Below are 15,809 nucleotides of genomic sequence, written 5' to 3'. Positions count from 1 at the left end.
GCCACCGCCCTCCTCGGCAAAACCGACCGGGGCGTCTTGAAGTGCACACCTGCCTATCCAATAACTCACAAGAAGGCGATGCCATGTCAGGCCAAGGCAAGTTCAAAAAACAACTTTCGTTGATAGACCTTACGTTTATCGGACTGGGGGCCATCTTCGGTTCCGGCTGGTTGTTCGCAGCCAGTCACGTGTCCGCCATCGCGGGGCCGGCGGGGATCTTTTCCTGGCTGCTGGGCGGTTTTGCGGTGCTGCTGCTGGGCATCGTCTACTGTGAACTCGGCGCAGCGCTGCCCCGTGCCGGCGGTGTGGTTCGCTACCCGGTTTACTCCCACGGCCCGTTGCTGGGTTACCTGATGGGCTTCATCACGCTGATCGCGTTTTCCAGCCTGGTGGCCATCGAGGTGGTCGCCGCGCGCCAGTATGCCGCTGCGTGGTTTCCCGCATTGACCCAGGCCGGTTCCAGCAATCCAACGGCGCTTGGCTGGCTGGTCCAGTTCGGCCTGCTGTGCCTGTTCTTCATGCTCAATTACTACAGCGTGAAAACGTTCGCCAAGGCCAACAACTTGATCAGCATGTTCAAGTTCATCGTGCCGCTGCTGGTGATCGGCGTGCTGTTCACCTTCTTCAAACCGGAGAACTTCCAGTCCCAGGGCTTCATGCCGTTCGGGCTGTCAGGTGTCGAGATGGCGGTGTCCGCCGGCGGCATTATCTTCGCCTACCTGGGGTTGACGCCGATCATCTCGGTGGCCAGCGAAGTGAAGAATCCACAACGCACCATTCCGATTGCACTGATCCTTTCCGTACTGCTGTCCACCGCCATCTATGTGTTGTTGCAAGTGGCGTTCCTCGGCGGCGTGCCTACCGAAATGCTCGCCAACGGTTGGGCCGGCGTGGCCAAGGAACTGGCCCTGCCCTACCGCGACATCGCCCTGGCATTGGGTGTGGGCTGGTTGGCTTATCTGGTGGTGGCCGACGCGGTGATCTCCCCCAGCGGTTGCGGCAACATCTACATGAACGCAACACCGCGGGTGATCTACGGCTGGGCGCAGACCGGCACCTTCTTCAAGATCTTCACGCGCATTGACGAAAAGTCCGGCATCCCGCGTCCGGCGCTGTGGCTGACCTTTGCCCTGTCGGTGTTCTGGACCTTGCCTTTCCCTTCGTGGGAAGCGCTGATCAACGTGGTCTCCGCCGCGCTGGTATTGAGCTACGCCGTCGCCCCAGTGTCCGTGGCTGCCCTGCGCCGCAATGCGCCCGACATGCCGCGCCCATTCAAGGTCAAGCGCATGGGTGTCCTCGGCCCGGTGTCGTTCATCATCGCCGCGCTGATCGTCTACTGGTCTGGCTGGAGCACCGTGTCCTGGCTACTCGGTCTACAGATCCTGATGTTCGTGGTGTACCTGCTGTGTGGACGTTTCGTGCCGACCCAACACCTGAGCCTGGCCCAACAAGTGCGCTCTTCGGCATGGCTGATCGGCTTCTACGCCGTGACTATCGTGCTGTCCTGGCTCGGCAGCTTCGGCGGCATGGGCGTACTCACCCATCCCTTCGACACAGTGGTCGTGGCGGCCTGCGCGATGGGCATCTACTACTGGGGCGCGGCCACCGGCGTGCCGGCGCATCTGGTTCGCCTGGAAGCCGAGGACGGTGAAGAAGAAGCCGATCCCGTCTACAGCGGCACGACCACAGGCCAGCGTCCGATCGGTGTATCCGCCCAGACCTCTCGCTGAAATTCAGGCCAGCAAAGCCTGCGTGTTCCTCAAATGGAAAGGTTTATGAAAAAAGTACATGTCATTGATTCCCACACCGGCGGCGAACCGACTCGCCTGGTGATGTCGGGCCTGCCCCAGTTGCCCGGCCGGACCATGGCCGAGAAGCGCGATGCCCTGCGCGAGCAGCATGACCAATGGCGTCGCGCCTGCCTGCTGGAGCCCCGTGGCAACGATGTGCTGGTGGGGGCGCTGTATTGCGAACCGGTGTCGCCGGATGCCACTTGCGGTGTGATCTTCTTCAACAACGCCGGCTACCTCGGCATGTGCGGTCACGGCACCATCGGCCTGGTCAACTCGCTGCATTACCTGGGGCATATCCAGCCCGGCGAGCACAAGATCGATACGCCGGTCGGCCCCGTCAGCGCCACGCTGCATGAGGACGGCAACGTCACCCTGCGCAATGTGCCCGCCTACCGCTACCGCCAACAGGTGCCGGTCGAAGTGCCGGGGCATGGCCGCGTGTACGGCGACATCGCCTGGGGCGGCAACTGGTTTTTCCTGGTGTCCGACCACGACCAGTCCTTGCAGATGGACAACGTCGAGTTCCTCACCGAGTACACCTGGGCAATGCTCAAGGCCCTCGAGGCCCAGGGCATCCACGGTGAAGACGGCGCGCTGATCGACCACATCGAACTGTTTGCCGACGACGAATCGGCCGACAGCCGCAACTTCGTCATGTGCCCGGGCAAGGCCTACGACCGCTCGCCCTGCGGGACCGGTACCAGCGCAAAACTGGCGTGCCTGGCGGCTGACGGAAAACTGGCCGCCGGTGAACGCTGGGTCCAGGCCAGCATCACCGCCAGCCAATTTGTCGGCAGCTACGAATGGGAAGGCGAACACATCATCCCTTTCATCACCGGCCGCGCCTACATGACCGCCGACAGCACCTTGCTGATCGACGAACAGGATCCCTTTGCGTGGGGCATTTGAGCCCCACGCCTTTTCCCTGACCAAATCTGAATGAACGCCTCAAGGAGTGACAACAAAATGAGCGACAACATTTTCACTGGCTGCATCCCTGCACTGATGACCCCATGCACCGCCGAGCGCAAGCCGGACTTCGACGCGCTGGTGGCCAAGGGTCGCGAGCTGATCGACATTGGCATGAGCGCCGTGGTGTATTGCGGTTCCATGGGCGACTGGCCGCTGCTGACCGAAGCCGAGCGTCAGGAAGGCGTGGCACGCCTGGTGGCCGCCGGTGTTCCGACCATCGTCGGCACCGGTGCCGTCAACAGCCGCGAAGCGGTGTCCCATGCGGCACACGCGGCCAAAGTCGGTGCCCATGGCTTGATGGTCATCCCTCGCGTGCTGTCTCGCGGCGCTTCGGCCACCGCGCAAAAAGCCCATTTCGCCGCGATCCTCAAAGCCGCTCCAGGCCTGCCGGCGGTGATCTACAACAGCCCTTACTACGGCTTCGCCACCCGCGCCGACCTGTTCTTCGAACTGCGCCGCGAGTACCCGAACCTGATCGGCTTCAAGGAGTTCGGCGGTGCCGCCGACCTGCGCTACGCCGCCGAACACATCACCTCCAGGGACGATGACGTGACCCTGATGGTCGGTGTCGACACCCAGGTGGTCCATGGCTTCGTCAACTGCAACGCCACCGGCGCCATCACCGGCATCGGCAACGCGCTGCCACGCGAAGTGTTGCGCCTGGTGGCCTTGAGCAAACAAGCGGCCAAGGGCGATGCCAAGGCGCGTCGTCAGGCGCGGGAACTGGAATCGGCACTGGCGATGCTGTCGTCCTTCGATGAGGGTTGCGACCTGGTGCTCTACTACAAGCACCTGATGGTGCTCAATGGCGACAAGGAATACACCCTGCACTTCAACGAGACCGATGCGCTCAGCGATGCCCAGCGTCGTTATGCCGAGAACCAGTACGCGCTGTTCCGCCAGTGGTACGAGCAGTGGTCGGCCGAGCAGGACTTCGCCTGATATTCAACCTGTACAGCGGCGTGCCAATGCGCGCCGCCTTTATTTTCGCCCACGGCGGTACCGCGTTTTTTCGCAAACGCCCACCCTCTTTTTTTCAGGAAATATCATGACTCTGACAGGCAACATGTTGATCGGCCAGCAGGCCATCACCGGCAACCGCGAAGCGATCCGCGGCATCGATCCCACCACGGATCTACCTCTTGAACCGGTCTATCACGGTGGCAGCGGCGAACACGTCGAACAGGCCTGCGTCCTGGCGTGGAGTGCCCTGGACAGCTACCGCGCGACGTCCCTGGACGCCCGCGCCGAATTCCTCGAAACCATCGCCAGCGAAATCGAAGCCCTGGGCGATGAATTGATCGACCGTGCCGTGGCCGAGACCGGCTTGCCACGCCCGCGTATCCAGGGTGAACGGGGCCGCACTTGCCAGCAGCTGCGCACCTTTGCCCGCACCGTGCGTGCCGGTGAGTGGCTGGATGTACGGGTCGACAGCGCGCTGCCGGAGCGTCAGCCCCTGCCCCGCCCGGACCTGCGTCAGCGTCAGGTGCCGCTCGGCCCGGTGGCGGTGTTCGGCGCCAGCAACTTTCCCCTGGCCTTCTCCGTCGCCGGCGGTGACACCGCGTCGGCGCTGGCCGCCGGTTGCCCGGTGATCGTCAAGGCCCATGGCGCGCACCCCGGCACCAGCGAGCTGGTGGGCCGAGCCCTGGCCCGTGCGGTCAAACTGTGCGGGTTGCATGAAGGCGTGTTTTCGCTGTTGTTCGGCTCCGGCCGCGAAGTGGGCATCGCCCTGGTCACCGATCCGCGCATCAAGGCCGTGGGTTTCACCGGCTCGCGCAGCGGTGGCATCGCCTTGTGCAACGCGGCCCAGGCGCGTCCCGAGCCGATCCCGGTGTATGCGGAAATGAGCTCGATCAACCCGGTCTTGCTGTTCCCGGCAGCCCTGCAATCGCGAGCCGAAGCACTGGCGCAAGGCTTCGTCGCCTCCCTCACCCAAGGCGCCGGCCAGTTCTGCACCAACCCGGGTCTGGTGATTGCCCGCCAAGGCCCGGACCTTGACCGTTTCATCCAGTCGGCTGCGCAACTGCTACAGCGCAGCCCGGCACAGACCATGCTCACCCCCGGTATTTTCAAGGCCTACGAGGCCGGCGTCGGCGCGCTGGCCGAGCACGCCCACGCGAAAACAGTGGCCGTCGGCTTGAAGGGCGAAACCCCGAACCAGTGCCAGACCCACCTGTTCGTCACCCAGGCCAGTGAATTTCTCGCCGACCCGGCGTTGCAGGCAGAAATGTTCGGCGCCGCGTCGCTGATCGTGCAATGCGCCAACGACGAGCAAATCCGCCAGGTCATCGAACACCTGGAAGGCCAGTTGACCGCCACCCTGCACCTGGACGATGCCGACGTGGAGAGCGCCAGGGCCTTGCTGCCGACTCTGGAGCGCAAGGCCGGACGCCTGTTGGTCAATGGCTGGCCGACCGGGGTCGAGGTGTGCGATGCCATGGTCCATGGCGGCCCGTTCCCGGCGACGTCCGATGCGCGCACCACCTCGGTCGGCACCGCCGCCATTCTGCGTTTCCTGCGTCCGGTCTGCTATCAGGACTTCCCGGACGCCTTGTTGCCGGCCGCGCTCAAGCACGGCAACCCATTGCAGTTGCGTCGCCTGCTCGACGGCCAGAGAGAAGCCTAGGCCATGTCCAACGACTCCCTTTTCAACAGCCCCAATGCAGTGTCGGACGTTGCCGTGATCGGCGCCGGGATCATCGGCGTCGCCTGCGCCCTGCGCCTGGCGCGCCAGGGCCGGCGGGTGGTGGTCATCGATCAGCAGGAGCCCGGTCGTGGCGCCTCGTTCGGCAATGCCGGGCACCTGGCCACCGAGCAGGTGTTCCCCATCGCCGACCTGTCGATCCTCAAACGCCTGCCCGCCATGCTCATGGACCCGATGGGCCCGCTGCGCCTGGACTGGAAATACATGCCCCGGGCCCTGCCCTGGTTCGCACGCCTGTTGCTCAACCTGCGACCGGCGCCGTTCCAGCGCACCGTGGCCGGCATCCGCGCGCTCAATGAAAGCAGCCTGGGGGCCTGGCACCGGTTGCTGGAGACTATCGACCGCCCCGGGTTGCTCAAGGAAGACGGCTCGTTGCTGGTGTTCGAGCGCGCCGACTCGCAACAGGCCATCGAAGCGCTACAGGCGCGCATGCGCCAGCAACAAGTGCCGGTGGATTTCTGGCGGGCCAAGGCGGTACGCGATGCGGCGCCGCAACTCAGCGAGCAGCTCCGGGGCGGATTGTTCTTCCCGCGCACCGGGCATTTTCTCGATCCCTTCCAGGTGGTCGGCGAACTGGTGCACGCGGCCAAAAGCAGCGGCGTGCAGTTCCTCAAGCAGCGGGTCGAGGGTGGGCAATTGAATGAAAGCGGCGTGTCGTTGATCACTGATCAGGGCCGCCTCAGCAGTCGACAGGTGCTGGTTGCCTGTGGCGCCCATTCCGCCAAGCTCACCGCCGCGCTGACCGGCAAGAAGGTGCCGCTGGACACCGAGCGCGGCTATCACCTGATGCTGCCCCACGAACACGGGCGCTTGCCGTTCGCCGTCACCTCGCTGGAGCGCAAGTTCATCATGACGCCGATGGCAGACGGGCTGCGCCTGGCCGGCACCGTCGAGTTCGCCGGTCTCGACTGCCCACCGACCATGGAACGCGCCTGGCAGTTGCACCGCCTGAGCAAAGGCCTGTTCAAGCGTGAACTGAGTGCCGAAGCCGCCACACCGTGGATGGGTTTCCGGCCGTCCTTGCCCGACTCCCTGCCAATCATCGACCGGGTGTGCGACGGCAAGGTCCTGCTCGCCTTCGGTCATCAGCATCTGGGGTTGACCCAGGCGGCGGTCACGGCGGAAATGATCGCGCAAATGGCCTCGCCCTTGACTGGCACCCAGCCCCACAGCCTGCCGGCGACTGCGCCATACAGGCTGGATAGATTCTGAATGAACCCACCGAAAACCTTCTGATCAGGACGCTAGCGCACCTCGATCAGAAGGTCTTGCTGGCGCTGACCACAACGGTGGCGGTGCACACGTCGCCATAGCCGTAGTAGCTCGTGCACTCGTGCGCGGAAAGATCGGTGTCGATGTAGGCCACCGCCCAGTCGACGCCCACGGCGCTATGGGTCAGCCGGGCCTCCCACTCGTGATAGTCGCCGCGGGCATCGCCGTTACCGGCAATGAACACGTCATCCTTGAAATCGAATCGGCCATAGCGCACCTCCAGCCCCGTGTCCGCCGGTAGCGCGTAGCTGTAGCCCAGCCAGGTGTAGAGCGTGTCCTGGTCCTTGCCCACGAAAGTCTGCAAATCGTTGGAGTAGTAACTGGCAAACTTGAAGCCATAGGCTTTGACGATGGCGTAGACCTCGCTCTGGTTGAAGTCCGATTGCCTGGCGTAGGTGTACTTGAGGTAGCCCAGGTCGAGGCTGACGTCATCGGTGATCTGCTTGAAGAAGCCCGCGTAGAAATCCTGCTCCAACCGGGTTTTATAGTTCAGGCCGAAATCGACATTGGAGGTCCAGACCCCGGCGTAGGCACCACTGCTGTGCAGCAGTGTGGCGTCCAGTTGCGCCGCCGGGTCGCCCAGAGTCAGTGACAAGCCACGGCTGCGGTAGTCGCTGACCACCGCCGGTTTGAGCATCAGTTGAAAGTCATCGTTCAGCGTAATGGCGTGGGCGGCCAGCGGCAAAAAAGTGCAGGCGACAAACAGGGTCAATGCAGGGCGATGCATGTTTCAGGTCCTTTCTTATTATTGAGTTGGCAAGGCTTCGCCCTCCCCTTGCCGGCAGGGCAAAGGGTGGGCGAACAGGGAGGGGTTACGGGCGGCTGTAGACTTCGCGGCCGGCGAAGTAAGTCTTGAGCACTTGGGTGTCGGCCAGTTGCGTTTCCGGCGCGCTGAACACATCGCGATCGACAACGATCATGTCGGCTTGCTTGCCAGGGGTCAGCGTACCGATCTGCTGCTCCAGGCCAATGGTTTTCGCGGCGTTGCGGGTGTAGGCGTTGAACATGGTTTCGCGGTCGATGGCTTCTGCCTGGTTCAGCACACCCTTGGGGCCTTTGCGGCTGATGGCTTGCCCGATCGCTTTCCACGGATCCGGTGTCGACACCGGCCAGTCGCTGGCCCCGGAGATAGTCGCGCCGTTCTTGAGCAACGAACGCGCCGGGTACATGAACTGGAATTGCATGGCATTGATGTAAGGCTGCAGCAGATCGATGCTCAGCTCGTCTGCCGATGCCCAGTAAAGCTGCATCGATGCGATGACGTTGAGCGGCTTGAACCGGGTGAATTCCTTGGGGTTGACCATCTGCAAGTGGGTGATGGAGTGGACCACTTTGTTGTGCCCTTCGCGGCGCGCCTGCTCGATGCCATTGAGGCTTGCTCGCACCGCACGATCACCGATGGCATGCACATGCACCAGCCAGCCGCGGGCATCGGCAGCGCCCACCAATTCGCCGAAGTGCGCCGGGTCGATCAGCAATTCGCCGCCCTTGAGCGAGTTCTTGTAGGGCGACAGCAACGATGCGGTTTGTGCCGGAAACTCGGCGACGCCGTCGGCAAACACCTTGATGCCCGGCAGGCTGAGATTGTCGACGTCGGCGAACTGTTGGCGGACCTGCTCCATGACCTCAAGGTCGGCGGGTTTGCTCTTGGGGTTGACGACCATCAAGGCCGCCACGTGCATACGCAGTTCGCCCTTGTCCGCCAACGCCTTGTAGGCCGGCAGCACCCCGACATTTTTCACCGTGGGCTTGAAGTCGAACAACGCATCCCCGGGCACCGCGTTGGCCGCCGGGTCCATCAGGGCCGTCACGCCCAGGCTGTGGTAAAGATCGCGGGCAGCTTCGGCTGCGCCGATCAATTGCTCAAGACTGGCGGGCGGCAGCTGCGACATCACCGCCGACAGACCGGCATCGGCGACGAAACCATTGGGGGTGTTGTTGTCATGGTGGCCGATGGTCGCCACCGCTTCGCCAGTGAGTGCCTTGACCCGCTCGGCATCGATACCGGCGCGTTTGAGCAGGGCCTTGTTGGCCCAACCGGTGTGGTAATCCCAACCGACGAACAATATCGGCGTGCCTGCCCACTCGCCCTGGTTGAAGCGCTTTTCAAACTCCGCCACCTGGCTCCAGTAGGTCGAGGGTGTTCCACCGACGACCAGGATGTCGCCATGCCGTGCCTTGCCGTTGTCGCGCCACTCGCGCAGGCGCTGCTCCAGTTCGTCGAACGGCAGCATTTGCGTCTCAAGGTCGGCGGACTTGAGCTTCATCCCACCAAACACCGCGTGGCTGTGGGTGTCAATAAGGCCGGGCATCAACACCTTGCCCTGCAAGTCGATGACTTGCGTGCCGGGGTCCTTGAGAGCCAGCACCTCGGCGTCGCTGCCGACCTTGACGACTTTTCCGTCCTCCACGGCCACTGCCTGTTGCAGGGCCTTGCCTTGCTCGGCGGTAAAGACTTTGCCGTTATGCAAAATCAGATCGGCGGCCGCCATGCTTTCCATAGAGGAAAGACCAATAGCCATGGCCAATGCCGACTGGAGTACTCGCTTCATCGTCCCGCACCTTTTTCTTGTAAGAATGCCGAGAGACTAGCGAACCGGGCGGCAGTAAAGAATACTCGGCCCACGCAACACATACTTTCCAAACAGGAAACACTGCATGGACCAACTCAGCGCCATCGCGATGTTTGTCGAAACCGCCGACCAGGGCAGTTTCACCCGCGCCGCCTCGCAATTGGGCAAGACCACCTCGGCCCTGACCCGGGCCATCACCCACCTGGAGGAGGAATTGGGCACGCGCCTGTTCGAGCGTTCCACGCGACGCATCGCGCTGACCGAGGCCGGGGAGATTTTCCTCGCCAGTTCACGGCAAGTGCTCACGCAACTGGAGCAAGCCCGAGAGGACATCGACCAGTTGCAGCGGGAAATGTATGGCCTGCTGCGCGTGACCGCCCCACCCTCGTTCGCGCCGGCCTTTCTCAATGCGGTGTGCTGTCGCTTTCTCGAGCGCTACCCGCAGATGCGCCTGGACGTGGTGCTGAGCGATGAGTTCGTCGACCTGGTCGAAGGCCGGTTCGACCTGGCGGTGCGAGACGGCCCGGTGGAACTGCCCGACCTGATCACCCGCCCACTGACCGCCAACCGCATCCTCTTGTGCGCCAGCCCCCGCTACTTGCAACGCAACCCGCTGGAGGTTCAACCCCACACGTTCAATCAACATGACTGGCTGCTGTTTCGCCACCCGGCCCTGAACCCGCATTACTGGTGGTTGGAGCACGAAGGCGAACGCAAACGAATCCCCCAGCCGATACCCCGGCTGAGCAGCGACAACTATGACTTCCTGTTCGGCGCCCTGCTGGCCGGCCGGGGTTTGCAGTTCTGCCCGCAGTGGAGCGCCGCGCCCTACCTCAGGCGCGGCGAACTGGTGCAACTGCTACCGGACGCCGACCTCGACCCTGAGCAGTTCGGCCGGAAAATCCATGTGATTTACCCGGCGCACCGACGCCACACGCGCAAGCATCAGGCGTTCATCGAGTGCCTGAACGAGTACCTGGACGAGCAGGCCTTGCATTGAGGCGGGCATCCGGCCAGTCAAACCGTGCTTTGGTCATTGCAAGGGCGAGAACGTTGCAGGCAGGTAGATCGTCGAGCGCATGTCACGCAGTTGCGGGCCGGAGTTTTCCGGCGGCCAGACGCCGTCGGCAACCGCCTGGGTGCGCACCTGCAAGCGTTGTTCAAGGGTGGTCCATGGCCAGATGTGCAGATAGCGCGGCAACGAACCGTCAGTGGCATAAAACGCCGCGTACACCGGTGAATACTGTTCGGCGGTTCGCGCTTCGATGGCTTTGCTCCAGCCGTCGAGGGTGGGTTGCAAGCCGCTGCTGACCAGGTCGTAGACGCGCAGTTCATAGAACGGACCGTGCCGGCCTGCGCTCAAGGGTTGGAGGAAGGGAAACAGCGTGTAGTTTTCGATGCGCAGATCGGTGATGAACTCGTTGATGCCAAACGCCCCGCCCCCCAGCAGGAAACGCTCGCGCTCGGCTTGCCGCAGGTTTTCGTCCTCATAGCCACGCAGCACGGCAATCTGGTTCAACTGGCCGATCTCCGAAGCCCAGCAGCCCATTAACACCCCGCCGACTTCCGGCTTCGCCAACTCAGCCTCGATGCGTACCAGCGCATCGACCATCGTGCGCACTCGCACGGTAAAAGTGATCAGTTCAAACAAACGCATAACAACTCCGCCCACCGGTTTGCCAAAAGCACACAGCCTAGGGCAGCCCCCACCAGCGGGATATTGAGACGAACCCCATCGGTAACGGCATTTGCCGCAGTGTTCTAGGTAGTTTCTTTACGTTGAGCAGCGCCCGGTAATTCACAGATCGTGTTCAATGCCTTCACTTAATGGCGCTTGATGCAGGAATGGCGACGAATATGCTGTGGGGACGTTTCCGTGATCTCGCATGACAACAAGAGCCCACTCCATGCACAGCCCCAGAACGCTCTACCAAAAACACATCGACAGCCACACCGTATGCGCCCTCGACGATCAGGGCCACGTGCTGCTGTACATCGACCGCCAGGTCGCCAACGAATACACCAGCCCGCAAGCCTTCAGTGGCATGCGCGAAGCCGGTCGCAAAGCCTGGCGCCCGGGCGCGACCCTGGCGGTCGTCGACCACGTCAATCCCACGGCACCGACACGCACTGCCGCCATACCGGATGCTGGCGGCGCTCGTCAGGTGTCGTACTTCGAAGAAAACTGCCGCGACTTCGGTATCGAACTGTTCGACGTGCTGGACAAGCGCCAGGGCATCGAGCACGTCGTGGCCCCCGAACAAGGCTTTATCCTGCCCGGCATGGTCGTTGCCGCCGGCGACAGCCACACCACCACCTACGGTGCCCTCGGTGCCTTCGGTTTCGGCATTGGCACTTCGGAAATCGAACACCTGCTGGCCTCGCAAACCCTGGTCTACAAGCGCCTGAAGACAATGCGCGTGACGGTTAACGGTGTACTCGGTACGGGCGTGACGTCCAAGGACATCATCATGGCCCTGATCGAAAAAATCGGCGCTTCCGGTGCCACCGGCTATGCCATAGAGTTCGCCGGCCCGGCGATCAGCGACCTCAGCGTCGAAGCGCGCATGACCATCTGCAACATGGCCGTCGAAGCGGGCGCCCGAGGCGCGTTCATGGCCCCGGATGACAAGGTCTTTGCTTATCTGCAACACAAACCCCGTGCCCCCCAAGGCCAACTGTGGGAACAGGCCGTCGCAAAATGGCGCGGCCTGCACAGCGACGAAGGTGCGGAGTTCGATCGCGAAGTCACCCTGGATGTCGCGACGCTCGAACCCATGGTCACCTGGGGCACCAGCCCCGATCAGGCCGCATCGGTGGGCGGGCATGTGCCGGACCCGGCCGCGCAACCTGACTTGATCCTGCGTCAGGGCATGCAACGCGCCCTGAACTACATGGGCCTGACACCGGGCATGCCGCTCAGCGACGTGGTGATCAGCCACGCCTTCATCGGCTCATGCACCAACGCGCGCATCGAAGACCTTCGCGACGTCGCCCGCGTCGTGCGCGGCAAACGGGTGGCAGCCCACGTGCGGGCCATGATTGTTCCCGGTTCGACCCTGGTGCGTGATCAGGCCGAAGACGAAGGGCTGGCGCAGATCTTCCTCGACGCCGGTTTTGAATGGCGCCAGTCGGGTTGCTCGATGTGCCTGGCCATGAATGACGACGTGCTCGCCCCCGGTGATCGCTGCGCCTCAAGCACCAACCGCAACTTCGAAGGCCGCCAAGGCGCCGGTGCGCGCACCCATTTAATGAGCCCGGCCATGGTCGCCGCCGCAGCGATTACCGGGCACCTGACCGACGTGCGCACCTTCGCGCTGGAGGCTTGAACCATGCAACCTTTCGATTTCGTCAGCGGCAGCGCCGCCCCGCTCCTGGCCTCCAACATCGACACCGACGTGATCATGCCCAAGCAGTTCCTCAAAGGGATTGATCGCAAGGGGCTGGACAAGGGTCTGTTCTTTGACTTGAGGTTCCTTGAGTCCGGCGAACCCAATCCCGGGTTCATCCTCAACCAACCGGCCTGGAGCGAGGCTGCGTTCCTGGTGGTGGGTCCCAATTTCGGCTGTGGTTCGAGCCGCGAACATGCGGTCTGGGGGCTGAAACAGGTCGGCATACGCGCCCTGATCGGCACCAGCTTCGCCGGTATTTTCTACGACAACTGCCAACGCAATGGCGTGTTGGCGATCCAGCTGACCGAGGTTCAACTCAATCAGATTGCCGCGTTGACCAGCAACCCGGCAACGGCTCGAATCAGCGTCAATCTGCCGGAACAAACCATCGAACTGGCAGACGGCAACGTGATCCCGTTCGAGATCGATGAACTGCGCAAGCAATCATTGCTGCTGGGGCTGGATGCCATTGGCACCACGTTGCAACGCGCCGAACAGATTCGCAGCTTCGAGGCCCGGCATCTGGCGGAAAACCCCTGGCTGGGCTGATGAGGACTTTGTAGGAGCGAGCTTGCTCGCGATGGTCGTCAACGATAACGCGTGTTTACTGGCTATACGCGGCGCTCTTGAATCCATCGCGAGCAGGCTCGCTCCTACAGAGATGCCGGTGGTTCATTCAACCGAAAGATGACGAAAATATTCCTCAAGAAACTCCACGCAAACCCGCAGCTTGGCCGACTGGCTCAACCGCGTCGGGTACACCGCCCAGACGTTGGCACTCTGGGTGTAATCGTGCAGCACCTGCACCAGTCGCCCCTGCTCCAGCATCGGCTTCACATCCCACATCGAGCGCAACAGGATCCCGCCGCCACTCAGGGCCCACTGCAACACGATCTCACCGTTGTTGGACGATAACGGCCCGCTGACGCGTACCGATTCTTCCTGCCCGTCCTTCGTCAGGCTCCACACGCCGAACGCGTTGTTGCGCTCCTTGAGCACCAGGCAATCGTGGTCTTTCAAGTCCGCCAGCGATTGCGGCACACCCCTGCGCTCCAGGTACTCGGGCGTCGCACACAGCACCCGCCGGTTGCTCACCAGTTTGCGTCCCAGGTGCTGGCCCGGCAGGTCATCACCCACGCGGATTTCCAGATCGAAGCCCTCGCCGACGATGTCGACCACGCGATCAAACACGTCCAGGCGCAATTCAAGCCTGGGATAGGTTTGCGACAGCTCGCAGATCGCCGGTGCCACATGGTTGCGCCCGAAACCGAAGCTGCTGCAGATGTGCAGCGAACCCATCGGCTGTTGCCGCGCCTGGGATATTTCGCCGACGAAGTCATCGAAGTCACCGAGCAACTTCTCCGCCCACACCCGCACCCGCTCGCCGTCGTCAGTCAGCGCGATGCGCCGTGTGGTGCGGTGCAGCAGTCGAGTCGAGAGCGTGGTTTCCAGCACGGAGATGCGTTTGCTGATGTAGGCCGGTGAATACCCCAGCTCCTCGGCGGCGCTGGCGAAGCCGTTTTTTCGAACGACGGTGAGGAACACCTTGAGGTCTTCAGGCAAGGGAAATTGATCACGATTCGTGTTCATACGCCTCATACTTTCGCTGTTTATTGCGCTATTAGCGAAGGATACCATCGATCTACCAAGTGGCAATCCATCCCCGGCCAACCGTGGTTTCTGAATCCTCGATAAAAACAACATGAGGAAAGCGCGACATGAACAAGCCCTATGAGCAATCCCTGAAAATCGAAACCGCCTCCGACGGCGGGTTTGTGCAACGCCTGCGCAGCCTGTGCGCCTACGAAATCGGCGTCATCCCGCTGCCGATCTTTCTCGGCATCGCGGTCATCGTTTATCTCTCGGCCCATCTGGGCTTCCTGCCCAAGAACATGATCGGCGGGCTCGCCGTCATCATGACCATGGGCGTGTTTTTCGGCCAAATGGGCTCGCGCCTGCCGATCCTCAAGGAAATCGGCGGCGGTGCCATCCTGTGCCTGATGCTGCCATCGATCCTGGTGTTCTACGGCTTCTTCGGGCCGGTGACGATCGACGCAACCAAAATGCTGATGAAAGAAGCCAACTTCCTTTACTTCGTGATCGCCAGCCTGGTGGTCGGCAGCATTCTGGGCATGAGCCGTTTCATTCTGGTCCAGGGCATGCTGCGGATGTTCATTCCCTTGCTCGTCGGCACCCTGACCGCCGTTGCCAGCGGGTTGATCGTTGGCAAGTTGGTCGGCTACAGCTTCCACCACACGTTCTTTTTCATCATCGTGCCGATCATTGGCGGCGGGATCGGCGAAGGGATACTGCCCCTGTCGCTGGCCTACTCGGCAATCCTCGGCGGCACCCCGGATATCTACGTGGCTCAACTGGCGCCCGCCGCCGTGGTCGGCAACATCGTGGCGATCATCTGTGCCGGTTACCTGGCGCGCCTGGCCCTCAAGCGCCCGACCATCAATGGCGAAGGCTCGCTGATTCGCGCCAAGGACGAGAACGACCAATTCCTGGTCAAGGAAGACACAGGCACTATTGTCGACTTCCGCGTCATGGGTGCAGGGGTGCTGGTAATCTGCGCGTTCTTCGTCCTCGGCGGCCTGCTGGAAAAAGTCGTGGGCATTCCCGGCCCGGTGATGATGATCCTCGCGGCGGTGCTGTTTAAGTACCTTCGGGTGCTGCCGGAAAAACTCGAAAAAGGCGCCAACAGCTTTTACAAACTGGTGTCATCGGCGTTCATCTGGCCGGTGATGATCGGCCTGGGCATGCTCTACGTGCCGCTGGACAGTGTGGTGAAAGTGTTCTCGGTCGGCTACGTGCTGGTATGCGTCTCGGTGGTGGTGTCTATGACCGTAGCCGGCTTCTTCATCGGCAACCTGATGAAAATGTACCCCATCGAATCGGCCATCGTGACCTGCTGCCACAGCGGCCTGGGCGGCACCGGAGACGTGGCGATCCTCTCGGCTTCCAACCGCATGTCGCTGATGCCGTTCGCGCAAATCTCCACGCGCATTGGCGGGGCTTCGACGGTGATTCTGGCGACGATATTGTTGCGGCTTTTTGTTTGACTCGGTGCCGGTGACCCAAGGGTGTTCTCTTGTGCAAG

General features: G+C 62.4%; 13 protein-coding genes. 9 read left to right on the top strand and 4 right to left on the bottom strand.

The window, feature by feature from the left end; translation table 11 throughout:
* Positions 1 to 83 precede the first annotated feature (83 nt).
* From KGA98_RS08845 to KGA98_RS08825, 5 genes are all read left to right on the top strand, one after another.
* On the top strand, positions 84 to 1,730 hold the full coding sequence (locus tag KGA98_RS08845) for an APC family permease (RefSeq protein ID WP_223502104.1): 1,647 nt from the start codon (positions 84 to 86) through the stop codon (positions 1,728 to 1,730).
* A 45-nt stretch (positions 1,731 to 1,775) separates the two neighbouring features.
* Positions 1,776 to 2,702, top strand: coding sequence for a 4-hydroxyproline epimerase (locus KGA98_RS08840; protein ID WP_223502103.1), 927 nt, complete (start codon positions 1,776 to 1,778; stop codon positions 2,700 to 2,702).
* Positions 2,703 to 2,759: 57 nt separating this feature from the next.
* Positions 2,760 to 3,707 (top strand): dihydrodipicolinate synthase family protein, encoded by a 948-nt coding sequence (locus tag KGA98_RS08835; protein ID WP_223502102.1) that lies wholly within the window; start codon positions 2,760 to 2,762, stop codon positions 3,705 to 3,707.
* Between the two features lie 106 nt (positions 3,708 to 3,813).
* Positions 3,814 to 5,391, top strand: a complete 1,578-nt coding sequence (locus KGA98_RS08830; RefSeq protein ID WP_223502101.1) for an aldehyde dehydrogenase (NADP(+)) — start codon at positions 3,814 to 3,816, stop codon at positions 5,389 to 5,391.
* 3 nt (positions 5,392 to 5,394) lie between these two features.
* Positions 5,395 to 6,681, top strand: coding sequence for an NAD(P)/FAD-dependent oxidoreductase (locus KGA98_RS08825; protein ID WP_223502100.1), 1,287 nt, complete (start codon positions 5,395 to 5,397; stop codon positions 6,679 to 6,681).
* Between the two features lie 46 nt (positions 6,682 to 6,727).
* Here the strand turns inward: KGA98_RS08825 and KGA98_RS08820 are convergent, their stop codons facing one another.
* Positions 6,728 to 7,468, bottom strand: a complete 741-nt coding sequence (locus KGA98_RS08820; RefSeq protein WP_057715251.1) for a TorF family putative porin — start codon at positions 7,466 to 7,468, stop codon at positions 6,728 to 6,730.
* Positions 7,469 to 7,553: 85 nt separating this feature from the next.
* Positions 7,554 to 9,293 carry an amidohydrolase gene (locus KGA98_RS08815; RefSeq protein ID WP_223502099.1) on the bottom strand — a complete coding sequence of 580 codons (1,740 nt, stop codon included), beginning with the start codon at positions 9,291 to 9,293 and terminating at the stop codon, positions 7,554 to 7,556.
* Between the two features lie 106 nt (positions 9,294 to 9,399).
* On the opposite strand from KGA98_RS08815, the gene KGA98_RS08810 reads away from it, so the two are divergent.
* Positions 9,400 to 10,314: a LysR family transcriptional regulator gene (locus tag KGA98_RS08810; protein WP_223502098.1), complete on the top strand. Its 915-nt coding sequence runs from the start codon at positions 9,400 to 9,402 to the stop codon at positions 10,312 to 10,314.
* Positions 10,315 to 10,347: 33 nt separating this feature from the next.
* On the opposite strand, the gene KGA98_RS08805 is transcribed toward KGA98_RS08810, so the two are convergent.
* Positions 10,348 to 10,971: an NIPSNAP family protein gene (locus tag KGA98_RS08805; protein WP_223502097.1), complete on the bottom strand. Its 624-nt coding sequence runs from the start codon at positions 10,969 to 10,971 to the stop codon at positions 10,348 to 10,350.
* A gap of 250 nt (positions 10,972 to 11,221) precedes the next feature.
* Between KGA98_RS08805 and leuC the strand changes: the two genes are divergently transcribed.
* Both leuC and leuD read left to right on the top strand, forming a co-directional pair.
* A complete protein-coding gene (gene leuC, locus KGA98_RS08800; RefSeq protein ID WP_223502096.1) occupies positions 11,222 to 12,643 on the top strand; it encodes a 3-isopropylmalate dehydratase large subunit in 1,422 nt (473 codons plus the stop codon).
* 3 nt (positions 12,644 to 12,646) lie between these two features.
* Positions 12,647 to 13,255 (top strand): 3-isopropylmalate dehydratase small subunit, encoded by a 609-nt coding sequence (gene leuD / locus KGA98_RS08795; RefSeq protein WP_223502095.1) that lies wholly within the window; start codon positions 12,647 to 12,649, stop codon positions 13,253 to 13,255.
* Positions 13,256 to 13,378: 123 nt separating this feature from the next.
* Here leuD and KGA98_RS08790 read toward each other — a convergent pair whose 3' ends face one another.
* Positions 13,379 to 14,296, bottom strand: a complete 918-nt coding sequence (locus KGA98_RS08790) for a LysR substrate-binding domain-containing protein (protein ID WP_057715257.1) — start codon at positions 14,294 to 14,296, stop codon at positions 13,379 to 13,381.
* Between the two features lie 128 nt (positions 14,297 to 14,424).
* Here KGA98_RS08790 and KGA98_RS08785 point away from each other — a divergent pair, with 128 nt between their 5' ends.
* Positions 14,425 to 15,771, top strand: a complete 1,347-nt coding sequence (locus tag KGA98_RS08785) for a 2-hydroxycarboxylate transporter family protein (RefSeq protein ID WP_223502094.1) — start codon at positions 14,425 to 14,427, stop codon at positions 15,769 to 15,771.
* Positions 15,772 to 15,809: the final 38 nt, after the last annotated feature.

The sequence above is a fragment of the Pseudomonas sp. BF-R-24 genome (assembly GCF_019947335.1).
GTDB lineage: Bacteria > Pseudomonadota > Gammaproteobacteria > Pseudomonadales > Pseudomonadaceae > Aquipseudomonas > Aquipseudomonas jessenii.
This window is presented reverse-complemented; position numbering and strand designations above follow the sequence as displayed.

Excerpts from the sequence above, each read along its gene's own strand:
- KGA98_RS08845 (WP_223502104.1), top strand. The coding sequence starts at position 84 with ATGTCAGGCCAAGGCAAGTTCAAAAAACAACTTTCGTTGATAGACCTT.
- KGA98_RS08840 (WP_223502103.1), top strand. The coding sequence starts at position 1,776 with ATGAAAAAAGTACATGTCATTGATTCCCACACCGGCGGCGAACCGACT.
- KGA98_RS08835 (WP_223502102.1), top strand. The coding sequence starts at position 2,760 with ATGAGCGACAACATTTTCACTGGCTGCATCCCTGCACTGATGACCCCA.
- KGA98_RS08830 (WP_223502101.1), top strand. The coding sequence starts at position 3,814 with ATGACTCTGACAGGCAACATGTTGATCGGCCAGCAGGCCATCACCGGC.
- KGA98_RS08825 (WP_223502100.1), top strand. The coding sequence starts at position 5,395 with ATGTCCAACGACTCCCTTTTCAACAGCCCCAATGCAGTGTCGGACGTT.
- KGA98_RS08820 (WP_057715251.1), bottom strand. The coding sequence starts at position 7,468 with ATGCATCGCCCTGCATTGACCCTGTTTGTCGCCTGCACTTTTTTGCCG.
- KGA98_RS08815 (WP_223502099.1), bottom strand. The coding sequence starts at position 9,293 with ATGAAGCGAGTACTCCAGTCGGCATTGGCCATGGCTATTGGTCTTTCC.
- KGA98_RS08810 (WP_223502098.1), top strand. The coding sequence starts at position 9,400 with ATGGACCAACTCAGCGCCATCGCGATGTTTGTCGAAACCGCCGACCAG.
- KGA98_RS08805 (WP_223502097.1), bottom strand. The coding sequence starts at position 10,971 with ATGCGTTTGTTTGAACTGATCACTTTTACCGTGCGAGTGCGCACGATG.
- leuC (WP_223502096.1), top strand. The coding sequence starts at position 11,222 with ATGCACAGCCCCAGAACGCTCTACCAAAAACACATCGACAGCCACACC.
- leuD (WP_223502095.1), top strand. The coding sequence starts at position 12,647 with ATGCAACCTTTCGATTTCGTCAGCGGCAGCGCCGCCCCGCTCCTGGCC.
- KGA98_RS08790 (WP_057715257.1), bottom strand. The coding sequence starts at position 14,296 with ATGAACACGAATCGTGATCAATTTCCCTTGCCTGAAGACCTCAAGGTG.
- KGA98_RS08785 (WP_223502094.1), top strand. The coding sequence starts at position 14,425 with ATGAACAAGCCCTATGAGCAATCCCTGAAAATCGAAACCGCCTCCGAC.